The organism is Streptomyces sp. NPDC045846 (assembly GCF_056431605.1).
In genome coordinates this window covers 508,432-533,094 of record NZ_JBWKKJ010000001.1, presented here as the reverse complement: position 1 = coordinate 533,094, position 24,663 = coordinate 508,432, and the positions used below count along the sequence as shown (strand labels likewise).

16 protein-coding genes are annotated in these 24,663 nt (G+C 71.2%); 11 read left to right on the top strand and 5 right to left on the bottom strand.

Translation table 11 applies throughout. The annotated features are described in order from the left end of the window. The first annotated feature begins 345 nt into the window (after positions 1–345). Together AC07F3_RS02345 and metG are read left to right on the top strand one after the other, a co-directional pair. Positions 346–1,110, top strand: coding sequence for a VOC family protein (locus tag AC07F3_RS02345; RefSeq protein ID WP_479109622.1), 765 nt, complete (start codon positions 346–348; stop codon positions 1,108–1,110). Positions 1,111–1,459: 349 nt separating this feature from the next. Beyond that, the gene (metG, locus tag AC07F3_RS02340; protein ID WP_479109620.1) at positions 1,460–3,184 is read left to right on the top strand and encodes a methionine--tRNA ligase; all 1,725 of its coding nucleotides are present in this window, start codon (positions 1,460–1,462) and stop codon (positions 3,182–3,184) included. A 76-nt stretch (positions 3,185–3,260) separates the two neighbouring features. Here metG and AC07F3_RS02335 read toward each other — a convergent pair whose 3' ends face one another. The 3 genes from AC07F3_RS02335 to qcrB all read right to left on the bottom strand — a co-directional run bounded on the left by AC07F3_RS02335 (position 3,261) and on the right by qcrB (position 8,046). Next, entirely contained in the window at positions 3,261–5,324 is a 2,064-nt protein-coding gene (locus AC07F3_RS02335) for a phosphocholine-specific phospholipase C (RefSeq protein WP_479109618.1), read from the bottom strand. Between the two features lie 174 nt (positions 5,325–5,498). Beyond that, complete coding sequence (locus AC07F3_RS02330; RefSeq protein WP_469488211.1) at positions 5,499–6,170, bottom strand: DUF6445 family protein; 672 nt, start codon at positions 6,168–6,170, stop codon at positions 5,499–5,501. Between the two features lie 232 nt (positions 6,171–6,402). After that, complete coding sequence (gene qcrB, locus AC07F3_RS02325) at positions 6,403–8,046, bottom strand: cytochrome bc1 complex cytochrome b subunit (RefSeq protein WP_479109616.1); 1,644 nt, start codon at positions 8,044–8,046, stop codon at positions 6,403–6,405. Between the two features lie 276 nt (positions 8,047–8,322). Here qcrB and AC07F3_RS02320 point away from each other — a divergent pair, with 276 nt between their 5' ends. The 6 genes from AC07F3_RS02320 to AC07F3_RS02295 all read left to right on the top strand — a co-directional run bounded on the left by AC07F3_RS02320 (position 8,323) and on the right by AC07F3_RS02295 (position 17,337). After that, a complete protein-coding gene (locus tag AC07F3_RS02320; RefSeq protein WP_479109614.1) occupies positions 8,323–9,438 on the top strand; it encodes a polyprenyl synthetase family protein in 1,116 nt (371 codons plus the stop codon). A 199-nt stretch (positions 9,439–9,637) separates the two neighbouring features. Then, positions 9,638–10,978, top strand: coding sequence for a sugar phosphate nucleotidyltransferase (locus AC07F3_RS02315; RefSeq protein WP_479109613.1), 1,341 nt, complete (start codon positions 9,638–9,640; stop codon positions 10,976–10,978). Positions 10,979–11,040: 62 nt separating this feature from the next. After that, positions 11,041–11,775, top strand: a complete 735-nt coding sequence (locus tag AC07F3_RS02310) for an SDR family oxidoreductase (protein WP_479109611.1) — start codon at positions 11,041–11,043, stop codon at positions 11,773–11,775. A 41-nt stretch (positions 11,776–11,816) separates the two neighbouring features. Further along, entirely contained in the window at positions 11,817–13,922 is a 2,106-nt protein-coding gene (gene glgX / locus AC07F3_RS02305) for a glycogen debranching protein GlgX (protein ID WP_479109609.1), read from the top strand. Then, positions 13,919–16,078 (top strand): AGE family epimerase/isomerase, encoded by a 2,160-nt coding sequence (locus AC07F3_RS02300; protein ID WP_479109607.1) that lies wholly within the window; start codon positions 13,919–13,921, stop codon positions 16,076–16,078. The genes glgX and AC07F3_RS02300 overlap by 4 nt, the downstream gene beginning before the upstream one ends. 59 nt (positions 16,079–16,137) lie before the next feature. Next, the gene (locus AC07F3_RS02295; RefSeq protein WP_479109605.1) at positions 16,138–17,337 is read left to right on the top strand and encodes an IS701 family transposase; all 1,200 of its coding nucleotides are present in this window, start codon (positions 16,138–16,140) and stop codon (positions 17,335–17,337) included. A 65-nt stretch (positions 17,338–17,402) separates the two neighbouring features. Here AC07F3_RS02295 and AC07F3_RS02290 read toward each other — a convergent pair whose 3' ends face one another. After that, positions 17,403–19,103, bottom strand: coding sequence for an ABC transporter family substrate-binding protein (locus tag AC07F3_RS02290; RefSeq protein WP_479109603.1), 1,701 nt, complete (start codon positions 19,101–19,103; stop codon positions 17,403–17,405). Between the two features lie 128 nt (positions 19,104–19,231). Here AC07F3_RS02290 and AC07F3_RS02285 point away from each other — a divergent pair, with 128 nt between their 5' ends. The 3 genes from AC07F3_RS02285 to AC07F3_RS02275 are packed head-to-tail and all read left to right on the top strand — an operon-like array spanning position 19,232 to position 23,189. Next, positions 19,232–20,215 (top strand): ABC transporter permease, encoded by a 984-nt coding sequence (locus AC07F3_RS02285; protein WP_479109602.1) that lies wholly within the window; start codon positions 19,232–19,234, stop codon positions 20,213–20,215. Beyond that, positions 20,212–21,093 (top strand): ABC transporter permease, encoded by an 882-nt coding sequence (locus AC07F3_RS02280; RefSeq protein WP_479109600.1) that lies wholly within the window; start codon positions 20,212–20,214, stop codon positions 21,091–21,093. The genes AC07F3_RS02285 and AC07F3_RS02280 overlap by 4 nt, the downstream gene beginning before the upstream one ends. Beyond that, the gene (locus tag AC07F3_RS02275; RefSeq protein WP_479109598.1) at positions 21,090–23,189 is read left to right on the top strand and encodes a dipeptide ABC transporter ATP-binding protein; all 2,100 of its coding nucleotides are present in this window, start codon (positions 21,090–21,092) and stop codon (positions 23,187–23,189) included. Before AC07F3_RS02280 ends, AC07F3_RS02275 begins: the two co-directional genes overlap by 4 nt. A gap of 4 nt (positions 23,190–23,193) precedes the next feature. On the opposite strand, the gene glgA is transcribed toward AC07F3_RS02275, so the two are convergent. Beyond that, complete coding sequence (glgA, locus tag AC07F3_RS02270) at positions 23,194–24,390, bottom strand: glycogen synthase (protein ID WP_479109596.1); 1,197 nt, start codon at positions 24,388–24,390, stop codon at positions 23,194–23,196. Positions 24,391–24,663: the final 273 nt, after the last annotated feature.

The window sequence follows — 24,663 nt, the reverse complement described above, 5'->3', positions numbered from 1 at the left end:
GGGCTCAGGTCCGACCTCGGGCTCAGGTCCGACCCGGGCTCAGGTCCGACCCCGGGCTCTGGATCGGGCTCGGGCTCCGCCCCGGGGTCAGGCTCCGGCCCGTCCTCCGGGCCTGACGCCGGGCTCCTGCCCCGAACCGGCTCCGGCTCCGGCTCCGGCTCCGGCTCCGGCTCCGGCTCCGGCTCCGGGGACCAAACGCCAGGCCGGGGTCCCCGCCCCCTCCCCCGCCCGGCGCCAGCCCAGGAACCCCGCCCCCGCGGGCCTCCTCGACATGCCGTCCGTCGCCGCCCGCTCTACCGTGCTCGGGAGACGGCCGTCCGTCGGGGGCGGTCCTAGGAGGCGGACATGAAGTTCTCCCAGCCGGTCGACGGCGGTCCCTGCTGGGTCGAGCTGTCCACCCCGGACGTGGCGGGTGCAGAGGCGTTCTACTCGGCGCTCTTCGGCTGGCGCACCGAGACCGACCCGCGCCCCGAGGCGGGCGGGTACACGGTCGCCCACCTCGGTGACGCCCCGGTGGCCGCGATCACCCCGCCGTACCAGCCGGGGCAGCCGCCCGCCTGGACGGTCTCGTTCCTGACGCGGGACACCGACGCGACGGCGGCCGCGACGGCGCGGGCGGGCGGCTCGTTGCTCGCCGGGCCGCTCGACGTCTTCGACCAGGGCCGCTTCGCGGTGCTCGCGGACCCCTGGGGCGCGGTGTTCTCGCTCTGGCAGGCGCGGGCCTTCGGCGGGGCGCGGCTGCTCAACGAGCCGGGCGCGCTCGGCTGGGTGGAGCTGACGACCCGGGACCGGGACGGGGCGCTCGAGTTCTACCCGGCGGTGTTCGGCTGGACCGTCACCCCGTCCGACCACTACCCGCAGTGGGGCATCGACGGGCAGGACTTCGGCGGCCTGATGACCATGGACGACAAGTACCCGCCCGAGGTGCCGTCCCACTGGCTGCCGTACTTCGCGGTCGCCGACGCCGACCGGGCGGCGGCCGGTGCGAGCGCCGCGGGTGGCCGGACGCTGATGCCGCCGACACCGGTGGGCGATCGGCGCCGCATCGCGGTCCTGCGCGATCCGCAGGGCGCCACGTTCGGCGTCCACGGTCCGGGCGACGGAGCCTGAGCCCGGGCCGGTGCGTGCGTCGGCGGGGCCGGTGCGCGAGCCCGGCCCTTTCAGCGGGGTGCTTGCTCTGCCTCACGGAAGACTCACGGAAGACCCCGCGGAAGACCTCACGAAAGACCCCTCGGAAGACCCCGTGGAAGACCTCCGGAGGACCTCGGGGAAGAGCGGGGGCCGAGCGCCGTCGGGGGCCGTGAAACTCCGGCGAGAAGCGGCCGGGCGGTTCGATAGCATGGCTCTGCCCATCGGGCGGGGGTGTCACGTGGTGTGAGCCTCCGGGTGGGCCTCCCTACCTGGGTTCGCCGCGGCCTCGTCGCGGTGCCACACGCACGAACATAAGGAGCATCCGAGGATGTCTCGACACCTGATCACCAGCGCGCTGCCGTACATCAACGGAATCAAGCACCTGGGCAACATGGTCGGGTCGATGCTCCCCGCGGACGTGTACTCCCGCTACCTGCGCCAGCGCGGCCACGACGTGCTGTACATCTGCGCCACCGACGAGCACGGCACCCCGGCCGAGCTGGCCGCCAAGGAGGCCGGGCTCTCGGTCGCCGAGTTCTGCGCGCAGTCGCACGACACCCAGAAGGCGATCTACGACGGCTTCCACCTGGCCTTCGACTACTTCGGCCGCAGCTCCTCGCAGCAGAACGTGGAGATCACGCAGCACTTCGCGCGGAAGCTGAAGGAGAACGGGTTCATCGAGGAGCGGGCGATCCGCCAGGTCTTCTCGATCGCCGACGACCGCTTCCTGCCGGACCGCTACATCGTCGGCACGTGCCCGCACTGCGGCTACGACAAGGCGCGCGGCGACCAGTGCGAGAACTGCACCCGCGTCCTGGACCCGACCGACCTGCTGGACGCCCGTTCCGCGATCAGCGGCAGCAGCGAGCTGGAGGTCCGCGAGACGCGGCACCTCTTCCTGCTCCAGTCCAAGCTCCAGGGCGAGGTCGAGGAGTGGATCGACCGGGTGGGCGGCGAGTGGCCGCAGCTCGCGTCGTCGATCGCCCGCAAGTGGCTGACCGAGGGGCTGCACGACCGCTCGATCACCCGTGACCTGGAGTGGGGCGTGCCGGTCCCGGCCGACACGTGGCCGGAGCTGGCCGCCGAGGGCAAGGTCTTCTACGTCTGGTTCGACGCGCCGATCGAGTACATCGGAGCGACGAAGGAGTGGGCCGACCTCGACCCGGCGAACCGTGACTGGAAGTCGTGGTGGTACGAGCCCGAGGGCGCGGCGGACGTGCGCTACACCGAGTTCATGGGCAAGGACAACGTCCCGTTCCACACGGTGATGTTCCCGGCCACGGAGCTGGGGGTGCGCGAGCCGTGGAAGAAGGTCGACTACGTCAAGGCCTTCAACTGGCTCAACTACTACGGCGGCAAGTTCTCCACCTCGCAGCGCCGCGGTGTCTTCACGCACGACGCGCTGGAGATCCTGCCCGCCGACTACTGGCGCTACTTCATGATGGCGAACGCCCCGGAGTCCGACGACACGTCGTTCACCTGGGAGCACTTCACCGCCACGGTCAACAAGGACCTCGCGGACACCCTGGGCAACTTCGTGAACCGGGTCCTGTCGTTCTCGCGCAAGCGCTTCGGTGACGACGTGCCCGCGGGCGCCGCGGCCGGTGCGGCGGAGGCGAAGCTGGGCGAGGAGATCGCCGGGCTGCTCGCGGAGTACGAGGGCCACATGGAGGCGCTCCAGTTCCGCAAGGCGGCCGCTTCGCTGCGGGCGCTGTGGTCGGCCGGAAACTCCTACCTGGAGCAGAAGGCGCCCTGGCTGGAGATCAAGACCGATCCGGAGGCCGCGGCGCTGACGCTGCGTACGGCGATGAACCTGATCCACCTCTACTCGGTGGTGTCGGAGCCGTTCATCCCCGCTTCGGCGAAGGCGATGCGCTCCGCGTTCGCGCTCGCCGGTGACACCGCCACCTGGGTCACCGCGGAGCGGGCACGGGCGCTGGACGCGGTGCCCGCGGGCACGGCCTTCACGGTGCCGCCCGTCCTGTTCGCGAAGATCACGGACGAGGACCTGGAGTCCTACCGCGAGCGCTTCGGCGGCGCCGACGAGGCGTGACGCCGCCCTGAGGGCCCCTGCTCGATCGGTGATCGGGCAGGGGCCCTCAGTCGTGTCGCGGCCCCTGTTCCCGGGGTCAGGCCGTGTGCAGGGCCGGGTCGCTCACGCCCGTCGCGCCGGTCTCGACGTGTCCGGCGAAGCGGCGCAGGAAGGAGGCGTCCGCGTCGGAGGTCACCGACACGTCGTACCAGCGCTTGCTGGCCCGCAGGTCGACGGTGAACCGGACGGTGGCGCCCCTCGCCACGGTGAAGGTCCGGGTGGCCCCTCCGTAGGCGCTCGCGTTGGCGACCTTGAGGTGGACGGTGGTCCGGCCCGCGTTGGTCATGGTCAGATCGAGGTTGCCGGTGGACGCGTTGTGGCGGGCGGTGACCTCGGGGCCCGCGGTCTTGCCGGGGTTCTGGAAGGTGCGCAGGAAGCCGTTGGGGCCGAACACGCTGAGCTTGGTGACGCCGCTCGAATAGGTGGTGTTCCAGGCGTCGGAGAGGGTCTTGCCGGCCTCGGTGGTGTAGGTCCAGGGGCCGTCCGTCCGGTTCGCCGAGGTGACCAGGAACTGTGCGCCGGCCCCGGCGCCGCCGCCGAAGGTGAGGGCGAACTTGCCCGTGGTGACGTTGGCGGCTCCGTCGACGAACGGCGCGTACGGCAGCGGGCGGGTGCGCCTGGAGCCCGCCTCCTGCTTGGGGAGGGTGCCGGTGGCGGGCGGCACCGGCACGAAGTCGGGGTGCCGGTTGTGGTCCGGCGGGATGTACGCCGTCGTCGAAGGCAGCGCGGGGGCCGAGGAGTTGGTGCGGCTGAAGTCGAAAGCCGAGGTCAGGTCGCCGCAGATCGCGCGCCGCCAGGGCGAGATGTTCGGCTCGTGCACGCCGAAGCGGCGCTCCATGAACCGGATGATCGAGGTGTGGTCGAAGGTCTCGGAGCAGGTGTAGCCGCCGGTGCTCCAGGGCGAGACGACGAGCATCGGCACGCGCTGGCCGAGCCCGTAGGGTCCGGCCGCGTAGCTGAGGTTGCCGGGGAAGTAGTCGGGGCCGGTCGCCACGGTGGACGCGCCCTGGTTGGCTCCGGAGGGCACGAAGGGCGGCACCACGTGGTCGAAGAAGCCGTCGTTCTCGTCGTACGTGATGAACAGCGCGGTCTTGGCCCACACCGCGGGGTTGGAGGTGAGCGCGTCCAGGACTTGCGAGATGTACCAGGCGCCGTAGTTCGCGGGCCAGTTGGGGTGCTCGGTGAAGGCCTCGGGGGCGGCGATCCAGGAGACCTTGGGCAGGGTGCCCGCCTTGACGTCGGCCTTGAGGATGTCGAAGAAGCCGTCGCCGTTCTTGGCGTTGGTGCCGGTGCGCGCCTTGTCGTACAGGGGGTCGCCGGGCTTGGCGTTGCGGTAGTTGTTGAAGTAGAGCAGCGAGTTGTCGCCGTAGTTGCCCCGGTAGGCGTCGTTGATCCAGCCCCAGCCGCCGGCCGCGTCGAGGCCGTCACCGATGTCCTGGTAGATCTTCCAGGAGATGCCCGCCTGCTCAAGACGCTCGGGGTAGGTGGTCCAGCCGTACCCCTTCTCGTCGTTGCCCAGGACGGGTCCGCCGCCGGTGTTGTCGTTGCCCGTGTAGCCGGTCCACATGTAGTAGCGGTTGGGGTCGGTGGAGCCGATGAAGGAGCAGTGGTAGGCGTCGCAGATCGTGAACGTGTCGGCGAGCGCGTAGTGGAAGGGGATGTCCTCGCGGGTGAGGTAGGCCATCGTCGTGGACGTCTTGGCGGGGATCCACTGGTCGTACTTGCCGTTGTTGAACGCCTTGTGGCTGCCGGTCCAGTCGTGGTTGAGGTCCTGGATGAACTGGAGGCCGAGCTTGTCCGCCTCGGGCCGGAACGGCAGTACTTCCTTTCCGCCGCCGACCTGGTGGAACACCGACTTGCCGCTGGGCAGCGTGACGGGACGCGGGTCGCCGAAGCCGCGGACGCCCTTCAGGGAACCGAAGTAGTGGTCGAACGAACGGTTCTCCTGCATCAGGACGACTATGTGCTCGACGTCCTGGATGGTGCCGGTGCTGCCCGCGGCCGGGATGGCGGCGGCCCGCGCGATGCTCTGCGACAGCGCGGCGAAGGCGGCGGTGCCGCCCGCGAGCTGCATGAACCGGCGCCGGTTGAGTTCAGCCATGAGTGGAGGCCTCTGCATGCGTGAGGGAACAGGGGGGCGAAAGGGGTGTACCAAGAACACCCAGGGTCGCGGAAGCCCCCATGTCGTCACTGTGACGTTCCGGGGTACGGCGAACGAACAGAAGCCCCTGGGGCGGCCGGGGCCCCAGGGGTGTGGAGTTCTGGTGCGGGGCGCCTAGGCCATCCAGAAGAAGACCGCGGTCATGCGTTTGTCGTCGATGGTGCTACCGCAGTATCCGGTGGCGCTGTGCATGGTGTTGGCGGTGTAGAGCAGCAGCCGGTTGTAGCGGTGCGCGATGCGCACGTCCTCGGTGAAGGAGTCCGGCGGCACGAAGCGCGTGCCGAGTGCTTCGACGAGGTTGTTGTGCGGCGCGGTGACCATGTTGCCGCCCAGTACGCCACCGGGCAGGCTCTGCCGGAAGAAGCTGGTTCCGCAGTCCTTGGGCGCCTTCGGGTTGAGGTAGAGCACCGCCGCGTAGCGGCACAGCGCCCGTGAATCGGTGTGCGGGCGCGGTTCGCTCTCGCCGGCGCCGACGACCTGGATGCAGTTGTGGTTCAGGGTCGCCCCGCCGGGCGCGGTGGCCTGCCACAGTTCCTTGGCCCCGGTGTGCTGCTTGACCAGGCGCTCGACGCGGGCGAGTTCCGCGGGGGCGAGGCCCGGCATGGCGCGCAGGCCGGGCCAGGACTCGGGCTTGTGCGGATAGCCCTCGACCCAGTCGTCCTTGGCGACGCAACGGGCCCGCACCTCGTCGATGTTGGGCAGCACGTCGTCCAACACCCAGTAGTCCCGGCCGGGTTTGGGCTTGCGATAGGGAAGGACCGGGAGTGCCGGACGGTTGGGGGGCATGCGGCCGACCATACTGGCGGGCCGCCGGACGGCTCTCCACCGAATGGGTCAACCTTTGCCCAGCACAAGGGAATTGGGGCGCGCGGTGATTGCGGTACTGGATGGCAAATGTCCGGCGCCGGATCGCGGGAGGGGAAAGGCGAGGGCAAGGACGGACCATGGGCCGGTCATGGATCGGCCCGTGTCGCGTCAGGCGGTCGCCGGCACGCTCTCTCGCGCGCGTACGGCCGCGTCAGTGGTGTCCGTCGCCCCGGTGGAGTTCCAGGTACTCCTCGGCCGTGGGTTTGGGGATCTGGCTGCCGGGGCCGTAGAGGGCCTTGGCCAGGCGGGCCCGCAGCCGGTCGGAGCGGCGGGGTCTGCGCGTGACGCCGTTGGCGTCGACGGTGGGGCCCAGCTCGTAGGGCTGGGGCTGTTCGTGGGCGGTGAGGGTGTACAACTCGGCCTGTGTGAGCGGTTCGTGGACCTCGACGTACTCGCCGTGCGGCAGGCGTTTGACGATGCCCGACTCGCGGCCGTGCAGGACCTTGTCCCGGTCGCGGCGCTGGAGCCCCTGACAGAAGCGGTGGGTGACGACGAAGGCAACGGCCGGGCCCACGAAGAAGGCGATGCGCACAAACCAGGTGATGGCGTTGATCGACACGTGGAAGTGGGTGGCCCACAGGTCGTTGCCGCCGCCGATGAGCAGCACCCCGTACAGCGTCAGCCAGGCGACGCCGATGCCGGTGCGGACGGGGGCGTTGCGGGGCCGCTGGGCGATGTGGTGCTCCCGGCGGTCGCCGGTGATCCACGCCTCGATGAACGGGTAGACCGCGATCGCCGTCATGATCAGTGGGAAGAGCATGAAGGGGATGAACACGCCGAGTTGGAGGGTGTGGCCCCAGGCGTTGATCTCCCAGCCGGGCATCACCCGGATCAGCCCCTCGGAGAATCCGAGGTACCAGTCGGGCTGGGCGCCGGTGGACACCAGGTCGGGGCGGTAGGGGCCGATCGCCCACAGCGGGTTGATGGTGGCGACCGCGCCCATCACGGCGAGCACCCCGAACACCAGGAAGAAGAAGCCGCCCGCCTTGGCCAGGTAGACGGGCAGGAAGGGCGCTCCGACCACGTTCTTCTCGGTCCGGCCGGGCCCGGCGAACTGGGTGTGCTTGTGGTGGAAGACCAGGATCAGATGGGCTACGACCAGGCCGAGCATGAGGCCGGGCAGCAGCAGGACGTGGACCGGGTAGAGCCGCGAGATGATGTCGTGGCCGGGGAACTCGCCGCCGAACAGGAAGAACGAGAGGTAGGTTCCGATGACCGGGACGGACAGGATGGCGCCCTGGGCGAAGCGGATGCCGGTGCCGGAGAGCATGTCGTCGGGGAGCGAGTAGCCGGTGAGCCCGGTGACCAGGGCCAGCATGAGGATGGTCCAGCCGAACAGCCAGTTCACCTCGCGCGGCCTGCGGAACGCGCCGGTGAAGAAGACCCTCATCATGTGCACGAGCAGCCCGGCGACGAACACGACCGCCGCCCAGTGGTGGATCTGCCGGATGAGCAGTCCGCCGCGCACGTCGAGGCTGATGTGCACGGCGGATTCGTAGGCGCGTGTCATGCGGACGCCGTTCAAGGGCACGTAGGAGCCGTGATAGACGACCTCGACGCCGCTCGGTTCGAAGAACAGGGTCAGCCAGATGCCGGTCAGGATGAGGATGAGGAAGCTGTAGAGGCAGATCTCGCCGAACATGAACGACCAGTGGTCGGGGAAGATCTTGCGCATGTTGGCCCTGGCCAGTGTGTGGATGCCGAGGCGGCCGTCGGCCCAGTCGGCGAGCCGTTCACCCTTGCCGCTCTCGGGCGGCCGTCCGCTGGGCCGGGTGCGCTCGATGCGTTCGCTCATGCGTCTCCCCCTTGGGCGGACACCAGGGTAGGCACGTGCGTCGTCCTGGGCCAACAGCGCCTGCGGTAAAGGAATGTGATCCTTCGTCAGGTGGCGGCGCGTTCGGACGGTCTGCGGCACGTTCGCCGGGGGCGGCGCGTTCGGGTCGTGCGGCGGCACCCCGCCCCGGCCGCCGCGGGCGGTGTCGGGCGGCCATTCCCGTTGATGTCGATGGCCGTCGGCGACCACGCCGTACCGCAGTCTTGAGGGGCTCGATCAACAGACGGGACTCGGCACATGACCGACATCGAGGCGTCCAGCACGGCGCCGGAAGCGTTCGCGGCGGGTTTCGGGCTGCGCGACCTGGTGGTCCGTGAGCTCGACGAGCGCTGGCCGGACGGGGCGGGCGGCCTCGACGAGGTGTGCCGGCACTCCCTGCTGCCCGCCGGGAAGCTGCTGCGGCCCTGTCTGCTCCTGGCGAGTGCGCAGGCGGTCGGCGGTGATGCGGCGAGCGTGCTTCCGGCGGCGGTGGCGGCGGAGTTCGGCCATGTCGGCAGCCTGATCCACGACGACATCATCGACGCGGACGCGGTGCGCCGGGGGCGTCCGGCCGCCCACCGCAAGTACGGGGCCGACGAGGCCATCGTGGCGGGCGACCTGCTCTTCTTCTCCCTCTTCGAGTGCCTCGCGGAGTGCCGTGACCGGGGTGTTCCGGCCGACCGGGTGGTGACCGCGGTCGCCGCGATCTCGCGGGCCGGAACGGATCTGTGCCGGGGCCAGAGTCTGGAGGCGCGGCTCACCGCGGGCCGGGTCTTCGAGGTGGGTCCGTATCTGGAGATGGTCCGCCTCAAGACGGCGGCGCTGTTCCGTGCGGCGTGCGAGGTCGGCGGGATCCTCGGCGGGGGCGGGCCCGGCGAGACGGCCTCGCTCGTCGCGTACGCCGACCAGCTGGGCATCGCCTTCCAGGTCCACGACGACCTGCTGGCCTACACGAGCGATCCGGACAGCACGGGCAAGGCGTCGACGAGCGACATCAGGAACGGGCGGCCGGTGCTGCCGGTCGTCCTCGCGCACCGCGGCGCCGACGCGGCCACCCGGCGCGAGATCGAGGCCTGCCTTTCGGGACGTACGGATCCGGCCGAGGCGCTCGCCGCGCTGGCCGCGATCCTGCGGACCTCGGGGGCGATCGAGGAGTCCCTCGCGTGGGCCGGCCGGCACGCGCGGGCGGCCGTCCGCGCGCTGGACGCGCTGGAGCCCGGCGAAGGGCGGGATCTTCTGGCCGAGTTCGGTGCCCGGGCGCTCGCCGCGCTGCCGGGCGCCGAGTGCGGCCCGGAGGGGGTCGCCGCGACGGGCGCGGAGAGCGGCGTCCAGGCGCCCGCCGCGGCGAGCACCGCCGGGAACCGGCCCGGCTGAGCCATCGGGGCCGAATCCGTTCGAGGGCTGTGACCACTGGTCACAGCCCTCACTCGGGCCCCCGCAGCCACAGTCTCCGGGGTCGGTAAGACGCCGTCACACCACCCCCAACCAGCCAGATTTACTTGTTACTTGACTCAAGATGACTGCCTATGTTGAATTTGTTGGGTCGCAGAGTCAGCCGAGGAGGCAGGACACGATGGGGGACGACAGCACCGCCGGAATCATCCTGGCGGGCGGCCGGGGGGAACGGGCGAAGCCCATCACCCTGCAGTCCGCCGACTACATCCGCAGCAAGGCGCTCATACCGTTCGCCGGCCGGCCGCTCATCGAGTGGATCGTCGAGGCCTGCCGCGAACAGGGCATCCGCCGCTTCTACGTGGTGGCCCAGGGCATGGAGAACCGGAGCCAGATCAAACTCGTTCTCGGTCACGGCGAGCGGTACGGCGTCGAGATCAACTACTCGCGGTCGCGGTTCGACCAGTACAACGTCGGTTCGGGCGCGGCCACCTTGCACAACCTGGAGCAGTGGGACCTGACCGGACCCGCGCTCGTCATGCCGGTCGACTCGCTGTTCGACTTCTCGCTCGACCGGCTGCTCGCCACCCACACCGCGACCGACGCGGTGGTCACCGTCGCGGCCGTCACCCGCACCCCGCAGGAGACCGCCAACAAGTACGGCGTCATGCGCACCACCGAACAGGGCCTGGTCTCGGGCTTCGTCGAGAAGCCCCGCCTCCAGCTCATCGAGCACCTCTTCCCCGAGGCGCTCGCCACCCCCGACGCCCGCACCATCGCCACCAGCGCGGGCATGTACCTGATCGACTGCGGCAGGCTCCGGCTGGCCGCCCGCAACCCGGAGCTGATCCGGCTCGCCCAGCAACGCCTTGACTGGGGCGGCGACTTGCTGCCGTGGCTGGTCGGCCACGACCTGCCGGTGGCGGTCGAGCCCATCGACCGGCTCGGCGACCTCGGCAGCATCGGGGACTACCTCGCCACCCTGGGCGAGGTGCTGACCGGCCAGTACCAGCAGATGAACCGGGCGATGGAGCGCCCGCTCAGCGTGGAGCCCCGGTACTGGATCCACGAGTCCAGCCTGCGCACCAAGGACAACGTCACCGGCACCACCTTGGCCCAGAAGATCGCCGACGGCAGTGTCGTCATCGGGCCCGGGGTGCGCATCGGCCGGCACGCCGAGATCGGCGCGGGCGTCCACCTCCAGTACACCGACATCGGCGACGGGGTCGACGTGCACGAGGGCGTCCACCTCAACCGCTCCGCGCTGGGCGACGCCGCGGTGGTCGGGGCGTACGCGCAGATCAGCGACTCCTACATCGGGCCGATGGCCCAGGTGCACTCCGAGCGGCGCAGCCCGGTCCGCCTCGACGACCACTCCGCCCTCGGCGACGGTGCCCACCTGTGGCCCGGCACCCGGCTGTCGGGGGTCATGGTCTACCCGAGGCTGCGGGTCCCGGCCGTGTCGGGACTGCCCGCCGGGACGCAGCTCACCAGCTCGGACGACATCCTGCAATGGGTCTGACCGGCGCCGGAACCCAACCACCTGACCGATCAACGGATCTGACGCTCTTTCAGGAGATTTCCGTGAACAGTCCGATCGCAGTGATAGGCGGTACCGGCCGGGTCGGCCGGCTCGTGACGCAACGGCTCCTCGACCGCGGCGAGGCGGTGCGGGTCGTCGGCCGCAGCACCCAGCGCGGCCGCGAACTGCCCGAGCGGGCCCAGTTCTTCCTCGGGGACGTGCGCGAACCGGAGACCCTGCTCATTCCGCTGCGCGGCTGCTCCGCGATCGTCTACACCGTGGAGCCCGGCACCGACCCGGCCGGTCCCGACAGCCCCGAGTCGACCCTGCACACCGGCGTCCGCAACGCGCTGGCCGCGGCCCGCGGCGGCTCCGCGCTCCCGCAGTTCGTGCTGGTCAGCCAGCGTTATGTGACCCACAGGGACCACCCGATGAACGCGTACGGCCGGATGCTCGACTGGCGGCTCGCCGGTGAGGAGGCGGTCCGCGGATCGGGCCTGCCGTACACGGTGGTGCGGCCGAGCTGGCTGACCGACCTCGGCGGCGACTCCCGCATCACCCTGGAACAGGGCGACCGTAGGGACGGCTACGTCTCGCGCCAGGACGTCGCCGAGGCCTGCGTGCAGGCGCTGTACTGCCCCTCCGCGCGCGGCGTCACCTTCGAGATGCGCAGCGAGCCCGGCAGCGGCCCCACCGACTGGGAGCCGCTCTTCGCCCGGCTGCGCTCGGACGAGCCGGCCCGGGAGGCCGACGCCCGCCAGTTACCCGATCCGGTCGCCGACCGGGCCATTGCTTGACCATCCGCTTGACGTCGAGTCATCAGACCAGGGAGGCACCCGTGACCGAGGCGCCGCAGATCACCGCAGGACGGCCGCAGCCGCTGGGGACCACTGTCGACGCCGACGGGGTGAACTTCTCCGTCTACTCCGAGCACGCCACGCGCGTGGACCTTCTCTTGTTCGACCGCTGCGACGACCCGGAACCCTCCCGGACCATCCAGCTCCACCCCGACCGCCACCGCAGCTTCCACTTCTGGCACTGCCATGTACGGGGGCTCGGCGCCGGGCAGGTCTACGCGTACCGGATGGACGGGCCGCACGACACCAGCAGGTCGGGCGCCCGCTTCGACCACCGCAAGGTGCTCCTCGACCCGTACGCCCGCGCCAACATCAACAGCCGCTGGCAGCGCACCCGTGCCATCGGCCTGGACGACAACGTCGCGGAGTCCATGCGCAGCCTGGTCGTCGACCTCGACGACTACGACTGGGAGGGCGACGAGCCGCTGCGCACCCCCATGTCGGAGACGATCATCTACGAGCTGCACGTGCGGGGCGCGACCGCCTCGCCGACCTCGCGCGCCGCCAGCCCCGGCACGTTCTCGGCGCTGACGGAGAAGATCCCGCACCTCAAGGAGCTGGGGATCACGGCGGTGGAGCTGCTGCCCGTCTTCGACTTCGACGAGACGCAGGTGCTGCGGATCGGCCCCGACGGCAGCGAGCTGCGCAACTACTGGGGCTACGACCCGTACGGCTTCTTCGCCCCGCACACCGGCTACTGCTCCGAGCCCCATCTCGCGGGCCACATCGCCGAGTTCCGCGACATGGTCAAGGCGTTCCACCGGGCGGGCATCGAGATCATCCTCGACGTCGTCTTCAACCACACCAGCGAGGGCAACGAGTACGGCCCGACGATCAGTTTCCGCGGGCAGGCCAACGAGGCGTACTACCACCTGTGGCCGCAGGACCGCAGTCACTACATGGACTTCACGGGCTGCGGGAACGCGGTCAACGCCAACCATCCGATGGTCACCAAGTTCATCCTGGAGTCCCTGGAGTACTGGGTCCGCGAGCACCACGTGGACGGCTTCCGCTTCGACCTCGCCTCCGAGCTGTCGCGTGGCGCGCTCGGGTACGAGATGGCGGTGCCGCCGGTGCTGTGGGCGATCGAGCTGTCCCAGGTGCTCGCCGAGACGAAGATCATCGCGGAGCCGTGGGACGGCGGCGGCCTCTACCAGGTGGGCCGGTTCCCCGGAAAGCGCTGGGCCCAGTGGAACGGCCCCTTCCGTGATGACGTACGCCGCTTCGTGCGCGGGGACGCCGGGCTCGTGGGCGACATCGCCGCGCGGCTCAGCGGCTCCGAGGACCTGTTCGGACCGCAGCAGGAACTGCCCACCAACAGCATCAACTTCATCACCTGCCACGACGGCTTCACCCTCAACGACCTGGTCAGCTACGACGAGAAGCACAACTACGCCAACGGCGAGGCCGGGGCCGACGGGGCCGGGGAGAACTTCAGCTGGAACTGCGGCGTCGAGGGCCCCACCGACGACCCCGAGGTCGAGCGGCTGCGGGTGCGCCAGATGAAGAACCTGCTCTCGGTGCTCATGCTCAGCCGGGGCGTGCCGATGCTGCTGGCCGGCGACGAGTTCCGCAACAGCCAGGGAGGCAACAACAACGCCTACTGCCAGGACAACCCGACCTCATGGCTCGACTGGGACCAGGCCGAGAAGGAGCAGGAGACCTGGAACTTCACCCGACGGCTGATCGAACTGCGCAGGCGCTACCGCACCTTCCGTGAACCGCGCTTCTACAACGGACACCTCAACTCCCGTCTGCTGTCCGATGTCACCTGGCACGGCACCAAACTGGAGCAGCCCGGCTGGGAGGACACCCACGCCCGGGTCCTGGCCTGCACGCTCGGCGGCTTCAACCAGGACCCCGACCTGCATCTGATCCTCAACATGTACCACCTGGGACTGGACTTCGAGCTGCCCCGGATCCGCGGCCGCCGCTGGCACCGCGTGCTCGACACCGCGCGCCCCGGCCCGTACGACATCCTCCCCGCCGGACAAGAGGAGCTGATCGACGACCACACCTTCCACGCCCACGGCCGCAGCGTCGTGTTGCTGGCGGCCCTGCCTGACGAGAAGGGCACCTCTCGATGAGTGGATCTGCCGAACGCCGCACGTTCTCCGACACCCTGGCGGGCTACGTCACCTACTACAGCCCCACCCAGCACCGTTTCGGTCTGCGCACCTCGGACGACCGGGAATTCACCGTCCACCTGCCCCGCAATGTCTCCTCGCGCATCGTGCGCAACCTCGGCGACGACTACCGCGACACCACCGCCTGCACCCAGGACATGCTCGCCGAGGGCCGGTACCTGTTCGCGTACGGGATCACCTACCAGTGGAAGGGCGGTGAGCGGTTCGAGGCGAAGGAGATCACCTTCCCCGAGGAGAGCCGCGGCTCCTACGTCTTCGAGCACCCGGCGTGGTGGGTCCAGCAGGCCGCCGCGGTCGCCGACTTCTACCTGCGCGGACACTTCCCCGACGGCACGTACGACTGGCGCAACTTCCGCACCAACCTCACGCTCAGCGGCACCCACCTGCCCGACTTCGACGGCGTGGACGTGCGCCAGGAGACGGACACCATCTCGCGCCTCGTGTACGGCCTGTCCACCGCGTATCTGCTGACCGGCGAGGACCGCTTCCTGGAGGCGGCCGAGAGCGGTACCGAGTACCTGCGCGAGCACATGCGGGTCACCGACGAGCAGGACGGGATCATCTACTGGTACCACGGCATCGACGTGACGCGGACCGGGCAGCGCAAGGTGTTCGCCTCGGAGTTCGGCGACGACTTCGACGCCATTCCGATGTACGAGCAGATCTACGCGCTCGCCGGGCCCACCCAGACCTACCGCGTCACCGGCGACCCGCGGATCCTCAACGACATCGACGGCACGGTGGCCCTGTTCGACCGCTACTTCAGGGACCGTCGGCTCGGCGGGTTCTTCTCGCACCTGGACCCGATCACGCTCGACCCCAATGCCGACTCGCTGGGCCGCAACCGGTCCCGCAAGAACTGGAACTCGGTCGGCGACCACGCCCCCGCCTACCTGATCAACGCCTACCTCGCCACCGGACGCGAGGACTTCGCGGCGCTGCTGGAGGAGACCGCCGACACCATCGTCGAGCGCTTCCCCGACGAGGCCACCAGCCCGTTCGTCCAGGAGCGCTTCCACGCCGACTGGAGCCCCGACCGCACCTGGGGCTGGCAGCAGGACCGGGCCGTGGTCGGCCACAACCTCAAGATCGCCTGGAACCTGACCCGCATCAAGGCGCTGCACGACAAGACGGAGTACGGCGTCACCGCCGACCGGATCGGCGAGATCATGCCGGCCGTCGGCAGCGACCAGCTGCGCGGCGGCTGGTACGACGTGGTCGAGCGCCGCCCCGACCCGGACAGCGGCATCCACCGCATGGTGTGGCACGACCGCAAGGCGTGGTGGCAGCAGGAGCAGGCGATCCTGGCCTATCTGATCCTGGCCGGCACCTCGGGCGACCCCGAGCAGCTGCGCCTGGCGCGCGAGGCCGCCTCGTTCTACAACGCGTTCTTCCTCGACTACGAGGACGGCGGGGTGTACTTCAACGTGCTGGCCAACGGCATTCCCTATCTGCTCGGCACCGAGCGGCTCAAGGGCAGCCACGCCATGGCGGGCTACCACGCGCTCGAACTCTGCTACCTCGCGGCCGTCTACACCGGCCTGCTGATCAGCAACGACCCGCTCACGCTGCACTTCCGGCCGCGCCCGAGCGACCTGCCGGAGCGCACCCTGCGGGTCGCGCCCGATCTGCTGCCGGCCGGTTCGGTGGAGCTGACCCGGGTGTGGGTGGACGGGCAGCCCTACCACCGCTTCGACAACAAGGAACTCACCGTCCAGCTGCCCGAAGGGGACGTGCCGGTGCGGGTGCGCGTCGAGCTGGAGCCGGCGCAGATGCGGCTGCGGATGCGCACCGAGTTCGACGGCGACACCGCGCACATCCGCTGCGACGGGATCATCGACGCGGCGGAGCTGGAGAAGTTCCGGCGGATCCTGGGCGAGGTGATGGCGGCCGAGCCGCAGCGGGTGGAGTTCCACCTGTGCCAGGTCACCGAGATGTGCCGGCCCGCCATCAACGAGCTGCTCTTCCAGCGCACCAAGGCCGGGCTCGACGCCGACTTCGTGATCGTGGGCTGCACGCTGCCCGAGGTCGCGGACGCCCTGCTGGCCACCGACGCCTTCCTCCTCGAGGGCGGTGACGAGTGCGCCCATGAATGACCTCTCTCGTCCGCTGGGCTCCAGCGCCACCGATCGATTCGGACACTCCCGGGGGCACCGTGTCTTCCATCCTCCAACTCTCCGAGGCCCGCAAGGCTCCTGCGACGGCGGACTTCTCCGCCTACTGCCAGGACCTGTTCGTCGCGTTGACGCGCTCCGACCAGCGGCGCTGGGGCGAGGTGTATCTGCGTGGGCTGCTCGACGTACCGGGCCGCAAGACGCCCACCAGGATCTCCGAGCACGTCCTGGGGCACCGGGCCGTGCAGCAGCTCCAGCAGTTCGTCCACCAGAGCCCCTGGGACTCGGGGCCGGTCCGCCGGCGGATCGCCGAGCGGACGGGCGCGGTGTTCCGCACCGAGGCCTGGGCCGTCGACGAGGTGGTCTTCGCCAAGAACGGTGACCGCTCGGTCGGCGTGGCCCGCCAGTACGCGCCGTCGCAGCAGCGCACCGTCAACTGCCAGCTGGCGTACGCCACTTCGCTGGTCGGCACGGGCGGCGGGCTCCCGGTGAACTGGCGGCTGCTGCTGCCCCAGCGGTGGGACCAGGACGAGCGGCTGCGCGGCCAGGCCCATCTGCCGGACGCGGAGCACTGCCGGCCGCGCTGGAGCTACGTCCTGGAGGCCCTCGACGAGATGACCGAGGAGTGGTTCCTGGAGCCGCAGCCGGTGCTGGCCGACTGGCGCTCGGAGAGCGATGTGGAACCGCTCCTTCGGGGTCTGGAGGCGCGCGGCCACGGCTATCTGATCGAGGTGTCGCCCAGCACCGGGGTCACCCTGCCGCGCCCGCACGCCGCGTCGCCCGCGACGCGGGGCACGGTGACCGACCTCGCCGAGCACGTGGCGCGGCGCGACGAGCGCACGCCGATCGCCTGGCACGACCGGACCACGGAGCGGATGCGGCGCTCGCAGTTCCTGTCCGCTCCGGCGCTGCTGTGCTCGGACGGCCCGCAGCACGCGGTGCACCGGCAGCGGCCCCGGCACCTGGTAACGGACTGGCCCTACGGCCGGCCCGCGCCGCGTGCCTACTGGCTGACCAACCTGCCGGCCCGCCGCCTCGCCGAGGCGATCCCGCTGGCGCAGTTGCGCAGTCTGTCCGCCGACGGGCTGCGCAGGCTCCAGGAGGACTTCGGGCTCGGGGACTTCGAGGGCCGCTCGTTCCGCGGCTGGCACCACCACGTCACCCTCGCGTCGGCGGCGCTCGCCTTCGACGCGCTCAGCAGGCACACCGAGGAGGAGTGGCTGAGCGGGCAGGGCGCCTGAGGTCGTGAGAGCGCTTCCACCGGCCGTCCGCCGGGCCCACCCCGGGTCCGGCGGACGGCCGCGGGCTATCGTGTCCAGCCCACCGCGGCGAAGTCGATGTCGCCGAGGCCCGGGACCCCGTAGTTGGCCAGCCCCTTGCGGACCGCCATCATCTGGGGGCGCTGATAGAGCTCGACGTCGTGGCCGAGCCTCCAGATCTCCGCGTCGGCCTGGTTGTACAGCTGGGCCGCGCGCCCCGCATCGAGGGTGCCGGAGGCCTGCTTGAGGAGGCTGTCGAGCGTGGCGTCGGAGATCCGGCCGTAGTTCTGGAAGCTCTGGGCGCCGCGCGGCAGCCGGTAGACGGCCCGGGACTGACTGGGATAGGTGAGATCGGTGAAGCGGAAGATGGCCAGGTCGAAGTTGCCGACGTCCAGGTACTTCGGCCCGTAGTCGTCGGCCGGAACCTTCTGGATCTCCACCCCGATCCCCACCTGGCCGAGCATCTGCTGCAGCAGCTGGGCGAGGTCGAGACCGAGCCGGTTGGTGGACTCCGCGACCACGAACCGCAGCTTCAGGGCCCGGCCGTCCTTGACGCGAGGCCTGCCCCGGCCCGGCGACTTCCATCCCGCCCGGTCGAGGAGCCGCTCCGCGGCCTGGGGGTCGAACGTGCCCAGCTCGCCCGAGTTGTCGGCGTACCCGGGCTGGTTGGTCATGAAGATGTGGTTGCCGAGCAGCGGCACCCCGACGGGCAGCCCCTCGGCCGCGACGTTCGCCAACGCCTGCCGGTCGACGGCCCGTTGGACGGCGTGCCGTACGTCAATGTCCTGGAGCGGGCCGCCCGCGCCGTTGAGGCTGACATGGACCTCGTCCCACGCGGAGCCCGTGCGCACGGTGCTGTCGGACGCCGACTTGAGCTGCTGGTAGGCCTCGGCGGTGGCCGCGTTCACCGCGTCGATCTCGCCGTTGAGGAAGGCCTGGAGGGCCGCGGCCGGCAGCAGCGCGCGGAAGACCACCTTGTCGAGGCGGGGTTTCGCGCCCCACCAGGCGGGGTCGGGGACCGCGGTGACGGCCTGGGTGGTGCGGTCCATCGAGGCGATCCTGAAGGGGCCCGCGGTGACCGGGATCCGCCCGGCCCAGCCGTTGTTGAACTGCTCCGGTGTGCTGGTCGCGGAGGCCGGGAAGAGCGGGTCGAACAGGCGCTGCCAGTCGGCGTACGGGCTGCGGAAGACGACCTGCACCTCGCTCGGGCCGGGGCCCTGGCGCACCGCGGAGATCTGGTCGTAGCCGGAGGTGTCGGCCACCAGGTACCGCTCGTCGCCCTGGCCCAGCGCCTTCCACTGCGCCGCGAAGTCGGCCGCGCCGAGCGGCTTCCCGTCGGACCAGCGGGCGCGCGGGTTGAGCCGGTAGGTGACCGTCTGCGGTGCGGTCGCGGTGACGGAGGCGGAGAGCAGGTAGTCGGGGTCGGGGTGCGGGACGCCCTTCGCGTCGCGGCGGAACAGCTGCGGCTCGACCAGGCTGTCGATCTCCGCGGCCTCGCCGATGGTCCCGGCGGCCTGGTTCACGTTGTACTGCGTGACCCACTGGGAGGTGGCGAGGGTGAGGGTGCCGCCCTGGCGCAGGTCCCGCGCGGGCTGCCGTCCGATGTCCTCGGCCCCGTAGGCGGGGGCCCGCACGGCGCGTGGGGACGCGCTCTGGTGCGGCACCGCCGCGGAGGTGCAGCCGGCGAGCGTCAGCGCCGCCGCCGCGCCCAGGACCGCCCATCTTCGCCCACCACGTAACCGAGCCACCCCAGCCTCCGCCCTGACAACGCGTCAAATAGCCGAACTGATCTGCGATTTACCGCTGGGACCTTAGCATTGCGGCATGTCAGGCCGATGAACCGCTCATGCCGTCCCGCCCCTTCGAGGAGACACTCTTGGTCGGCCTCTTGTCCAAGCGCCTCGCCCACGGCGCGCTGCTGCTGCTCTTCTCGGTCTTCCTCTCCTATGTCATCTCCTCGGCCGCGCTCAGCCCGCGCGCCTACTTCGAGGACCGCGAGCCGCGTCCGGCGGCCGCGACGGTCGACCACGAGCTCGCGCTGCTGGGCACCGACGACCGGACGCCGGTCCTCGAACGGTTCGCGCACTGGTCGTGGCGGGCCGCCCACGGCGACCTCGGGCGCACCGTCGACGGGGCCTCGGTGGACGCGGAGTTCGGCCGCAGGATCGGGGTGTCCACCCGGCTGCTGCTCGTCGGGACCCTGGTCGGCACCGGCCTCGGGGTGCTGGCGGGGCTGTGGGCGGCGGTGCGCCGGCACCGTCTGCCCGACCGGGCGCTGACCGTCTTCTCCTTCCTGGTCCTGTCGGTTCCCACGTTCGTGCTCGCCCTGCTCTTCAAGGAGGGCGCCCTCTGGTTCAACCAGAGCGCGGGGCACACGGTGATCCGCTACACCGGCGAGCGCACCCCCGGCCTTTCCGGCTCCACCGCCACCCACCTCAGGGACCGGGCGGTCCATCTGGCGCTGCCCGCCGCGACGGTGGCGCTGGGGGCGATCGCCTCGTACAGCCGCTACCAGCGCGCCGCCACCCTCGACGTGCTCGGTTCCGACCACCTGCGGACCGCCCAGGCCAAGGGGCTCACTCCGGGCCGGGCACTGCTGCGGCACGGTCTGCGCACCTCGCTGATCCCGCTGACCACCTTCTTCTCGTTCGGTTTCCTGACCCTGTTCACGGGGGCCGTGTTCACCGAGCAGATCTTCGGCTGGCCCGGCATGGGCAGCTGGTTCATGGAGTCGGCGCAGAAGGGTGACATCAACTCGGTGGTCGCGGTCAACCTGTTCGCGGCGGTGACCGTGCTGCTGGCGGGCTTCGTCGCGGACGTGCTGCACGCGCTGCTCGACCCGCGGGTGCGCCGACGGTGAGCGGGGAAGCCGTCGCCCTGCGCGGGCGCGCCACCACGGCGGTGCGGGCCCTGCTGCGCTCTCCCCGGGCGCTGACCGGACTCGCGCTGATCGCGGGCCTGTTCCTGCTCGCGTACGCCGGGCCGTACGTGACCGGGTGGAGCTACACCGACATCGACTACACGGCTCTGCGCACCGCCCCGAGCTCCGCGCACTGGATGGGCACCAGCCGGATCGGCCAGGACGTGTTCGCGCAGACGGTCCGCGGGTTGCAGAAGTCGCTGCTGATCGGGGCGCTGGTCGCGCTGGTGAGTACGGCGCTCGGGGCGGCGTTCGGGGCCTGCGCCGGATACTTCGGGGGGTGGGTGGACCGGGCGCTGATGTTCGTGGTCGACCTGATGCTGGTGATCCCCGGTTTCCTGCTCCTGGTGCTGCTCGCGCCGAGGCTGCGCGGGCTCGGCTGGCCCGCGTTCGCGGGGCTCCTCGCCGCGCTCGGCTGGATGATCACGGCGCGGGCGGTGCGGATCATGACCCTCTCGCTGCGGGAGCGGCCGTTCGTGACGGCCGCGCACCACATGGGCGTGGGGCCGTTCCGGATCATCGTGCGGCACATCGTGCCGCATCTGGCCTCGTTCCTGATCACCGATGCGACGGTGGCGGTGGCCGCCGCCGTGATCAGCGAGACCGGCCTGTCCTACTTCGGGTTCGGGGTGCAGCCCCCGGACGTGTCCCTGGGCACGCTCATCGCCTCCGGCACCGACGTGGCCCTCACCTGCCCGTGGATGTTCTTCTTCCCGGCCGGGCTGCTGCTGGTCTTCGTCCTGGCCGTGCACCTGGTGGGCGACGCGCTGCGGGACGTGCTCGACCTCGGGTCCGACCGGCCGGAGGCGCTGCGATGACGCCCCCCGTCGTGCTGGAGGCCAGGGACCTGCGCGTGTCCTACCCGAGCGCGGCGCGCGGGCCGCTGCCGGTCGTGCGCGGGGTCGGGTTCGAGCTGCGGCGCGGTGAAGTGCTCGGCCTGGTCGGCGAGTCCGGGGCCGGCAAGACCGCGACCGCGCTCGCCCTGCTCGGGCTGCTGCCGCCGGGCGCGCGGGTGACCGGCTCGGTGCGGCTGCTGGGTCAGGAACTGGTGGGCCTGCCGGCGGCTGAACTGGCCCGGCTGCGCGGCCGGCGCATCGCGATGGTGTTCCAGGACCCGCTCGCCGCCTTCAACCCGGCCCAGCGCCTGGGCGACCAGATCGGCGAGGCCCTGCGCATCCACCAACGGCCGCGCCCCACCCGGGAGTCGGCGCGCGGCCGCGCGTGCGAGCTCCTGGAGGGGGTGGGTGTGCCGGACCCGGGCCGTGTCGCGCGCTCGTACCCCCACGAGCTCTCCGGCGGCCTCCGCCAGCGCGCCATGATCGCCATGGCGATCGCCAACGACCCCGAGGTGATCGTGGCCGACGAGCCCACCAGCGCCCTGGACGCCACGGTCCAGGCGCAGGTCCTCGACGCCCTGGAGAGCGCCCGCCGGGCGACCGGCGCGGCCCTCCTCCTGGTCAGCCACGATCTGGGCGTGATCGCGGGCGCCGCCGACCGGGTGGCCGTGATGTACGCGGGGCGTGTCGTCGAGACGGCTCCGGTGCACGCCCTGTTCGCCCGGCCCCGCATGCCGTACACGCTGGGCCTGCTCGGCTCGGTGCCGCGCCTGGACGCCGCCGTGCCGCTCACCCCGATACCCGGCGTCCCACCCGTGCCGGGCGGCACCGGGCCCGGCTGCGCGTTCGCCCCGCGCTGCCCGGTCGCGGCGCGTCAGTGCCGCACGGGCGAGCCCGAACTGACGGGTACGGAGGGCCACTTGGCGGCCTGCGTGCGGCCGGAGGCCCTCACCGGACGGACGGCCGCGGACCTCTTCCCCGCCTCGGCCCCGCCGCACCGCACTCCCCCGGACGGCGTCCCGCTGCTGCGGGTCGAGGGCCTCGCCAAGTCCTACCCCCTGCCCGGCCGTTCGGGGCTCCGCCTGCGCGGGCGGCCTTCCGCGGTGCGGCCGGTGCTGGAGCGGGTGGACCTGGAGGTGCGCCGGGGCGAGACGGTGGCCCTGGTCGGCGAGTCGGGCTCCGGCAAGACCAGCACCCTGCGGGAGATCATCGCGCTCGCCGCCCCCGAGTCCGGGACCGTCGAACTCGCCGGACACGACACGTCCGCGCTGAGCCGCGCCGAGGTCCGCGGGCTGCGGGGCACGGTGCAGATCCTGGTGCAGGACCCGATGGCCAGCCTGGACCCGAGGATGCGGGTGGCCGACATAGTCGCCGAGCCGTTGCGCGCCCAGCGCGCCCCGCGGCGGACCATCGCCGCGCGGGTGCCCGACCTCCTGCGCCGGGTCGGCCTCGACGCCTCGGACGCACAGCGCCGCCCGCACGAGTTCTCCGGTGGCCAGCGCCAGCGCATCGCGCTCGCGCGCGCTCTCGCCGTACGCCCCGACCTGCTGCTCCTGGACGAGCCGGTCTCGGCGCTCGACGTGTCCGTGCAGGCGGGCATCCTCGATCTGCTGCGGCGGCTGCGCGAGGAGCGGGGCCCGGCCTGCCTGTTCGTCACGCACGACCTGGCCGTGGTGCGGCAGATCGCCGACCGGGTGGTGGTGATGTACGCGGGCCGGACCGTGGAGAGCGGCCCGGTCACCGAGGTGTACGCGTCCCCGCGGCACCCCTACACGCGCGCCCTGCTCTCCGCCGTCGCCCTGCCCGATCCGGTGGCCGAGCGGGCCCGCGCGAGAGTCGTGCTGCCGGGCGAACCCCCGGCGGCCGGGGAGCGTACGGCGGGCTGCCGCTTCCGCGGCCGCTGCGCGGTGTACGCCGCGCTGGGCCCGCGGCGGCGGCTGTGCGAGCGGGAGACTCCGGCGCCGGCCGAGGCGGACCCGTCGGTCGGGCACACCGTGGCCTGTCACTTCCCGTACGACGCGAAGGGGGTGCCCGTCCGGCTCCGTGCGGAGCCGGAGGAACACCCCCCGGTGGCTTGAGAGTTCATCCCCGATGCGCCGCCACCGCGTCGCGGTAGACACCCAGGGTCCGCTCGGCCACCTTGTCCCACGAGAAGTGCTCCACCGCCCGCGCCCGGCCCGCCCGGCCGAGCGCGGCGGCCCGGCCCGGGTCCTCGACGAGTTCGTTGACGGCGTCGGCGAGGCCCGCGGCGAACTTGTCGGGGTCGACCGGCTCGCCCGTGGCGTCGGCCAGGGCCTCGAACGCGACGAGCAGTCCGGTCACCCCGTCGTCGACGACCTCGGGGATCCCGCCGACCGCGGAGGCCACGACCGGGGTTCCGCAGGCCATGGCCTCCAGGTTCACGATGCCCATCGGCTCGTACACCGACGGGCACACGAACACCGAGGCGTGGGTGAGGAGTTGACGCACGGAGGTCTGGTCCAGCATCCCGTCGATGCGGAAGACCCCCTTGCGTACGGCGCGCAGTTCCTCGACGAGTCCCGCCACCTCGGCGGCGATCTCGGGGGTGTCGGGCTGTCCGCAGCACAGCACCAGCTGGACGTCGGAGCGCAGCCCGAACGCCGCCCGCAGCAGGTGCGGCAGCCCCTTCTGGCGGGTGACGCGGCCCACGAACAGCACGATGGGAAGCTCCGGGTCGATGCCGAACCGCTCCAGCGCGTCGCGGCGCGGATCGGGCCGGTAGGCCTCCGGGTCGATGCCGTTGTGGATGACGCGCACCCGTTCGGGCGGCACGTCGGGGTAGACGCGCAGGATGTCGTCCCGCATCGCGGCCGAGACCGCGATCAGGGCGGACGCGGACCGCACGGCGGTGCGCTCCATCCAGCACGACAGGGCGTAGCCGCCGCCCAGTTGCTCGGCCTTCCAGGGCCGCAGCGGCTCCAGACTGTGCAGGGTCATGATGTGCGGCACGTCGTGCAGCAGGGCCGCGAGGTTCCCGGCCATGTTCGCGTACCAGGTGTGGCTGTGCACGACGTCCGCTCCGGCGCAGTCGGCGGCCATCGCCGCGTCCGCCCCGAGGAATCCCAGTGCGGCGTCCGCCTCGGCCAGCCGCGGCGGTGGCTCGTATGCGTCGACGCCGGGTTCGGTTCTGGCCGCCCCCGAGCAGCGCACACGGACCTCGGCGAGCCGGCGCAGCCCCCGGGTCAGCTCGGCTACGTGAACGCCGGCGCCCCCGTACACCTCCGGCGGATATTCACGGGTGAGCAAGTCGATGCGCATTCCCTCTCCTGCCGTTGTCGGGCCATGCAGCGGTTCAGCAGCATGTTCCGCCGTTCGCGTGCACCGCCTCGATGCGGGAGTGGTCGCTGCCCGGCGATATCGACGTGGGTCCGGATTCGAATATCAGGACCCCGCTGAGGAATACCCCCACCGAGAATGCCGCGATGATGATCAGCCAAATCTGCTTCGATCCCATTGAAATAGCCCCTCCCCGGACGACTCAATTTGACTCGATGAGTCAACCAGGTGTGACCATTTGAGTCAAGTATTGGT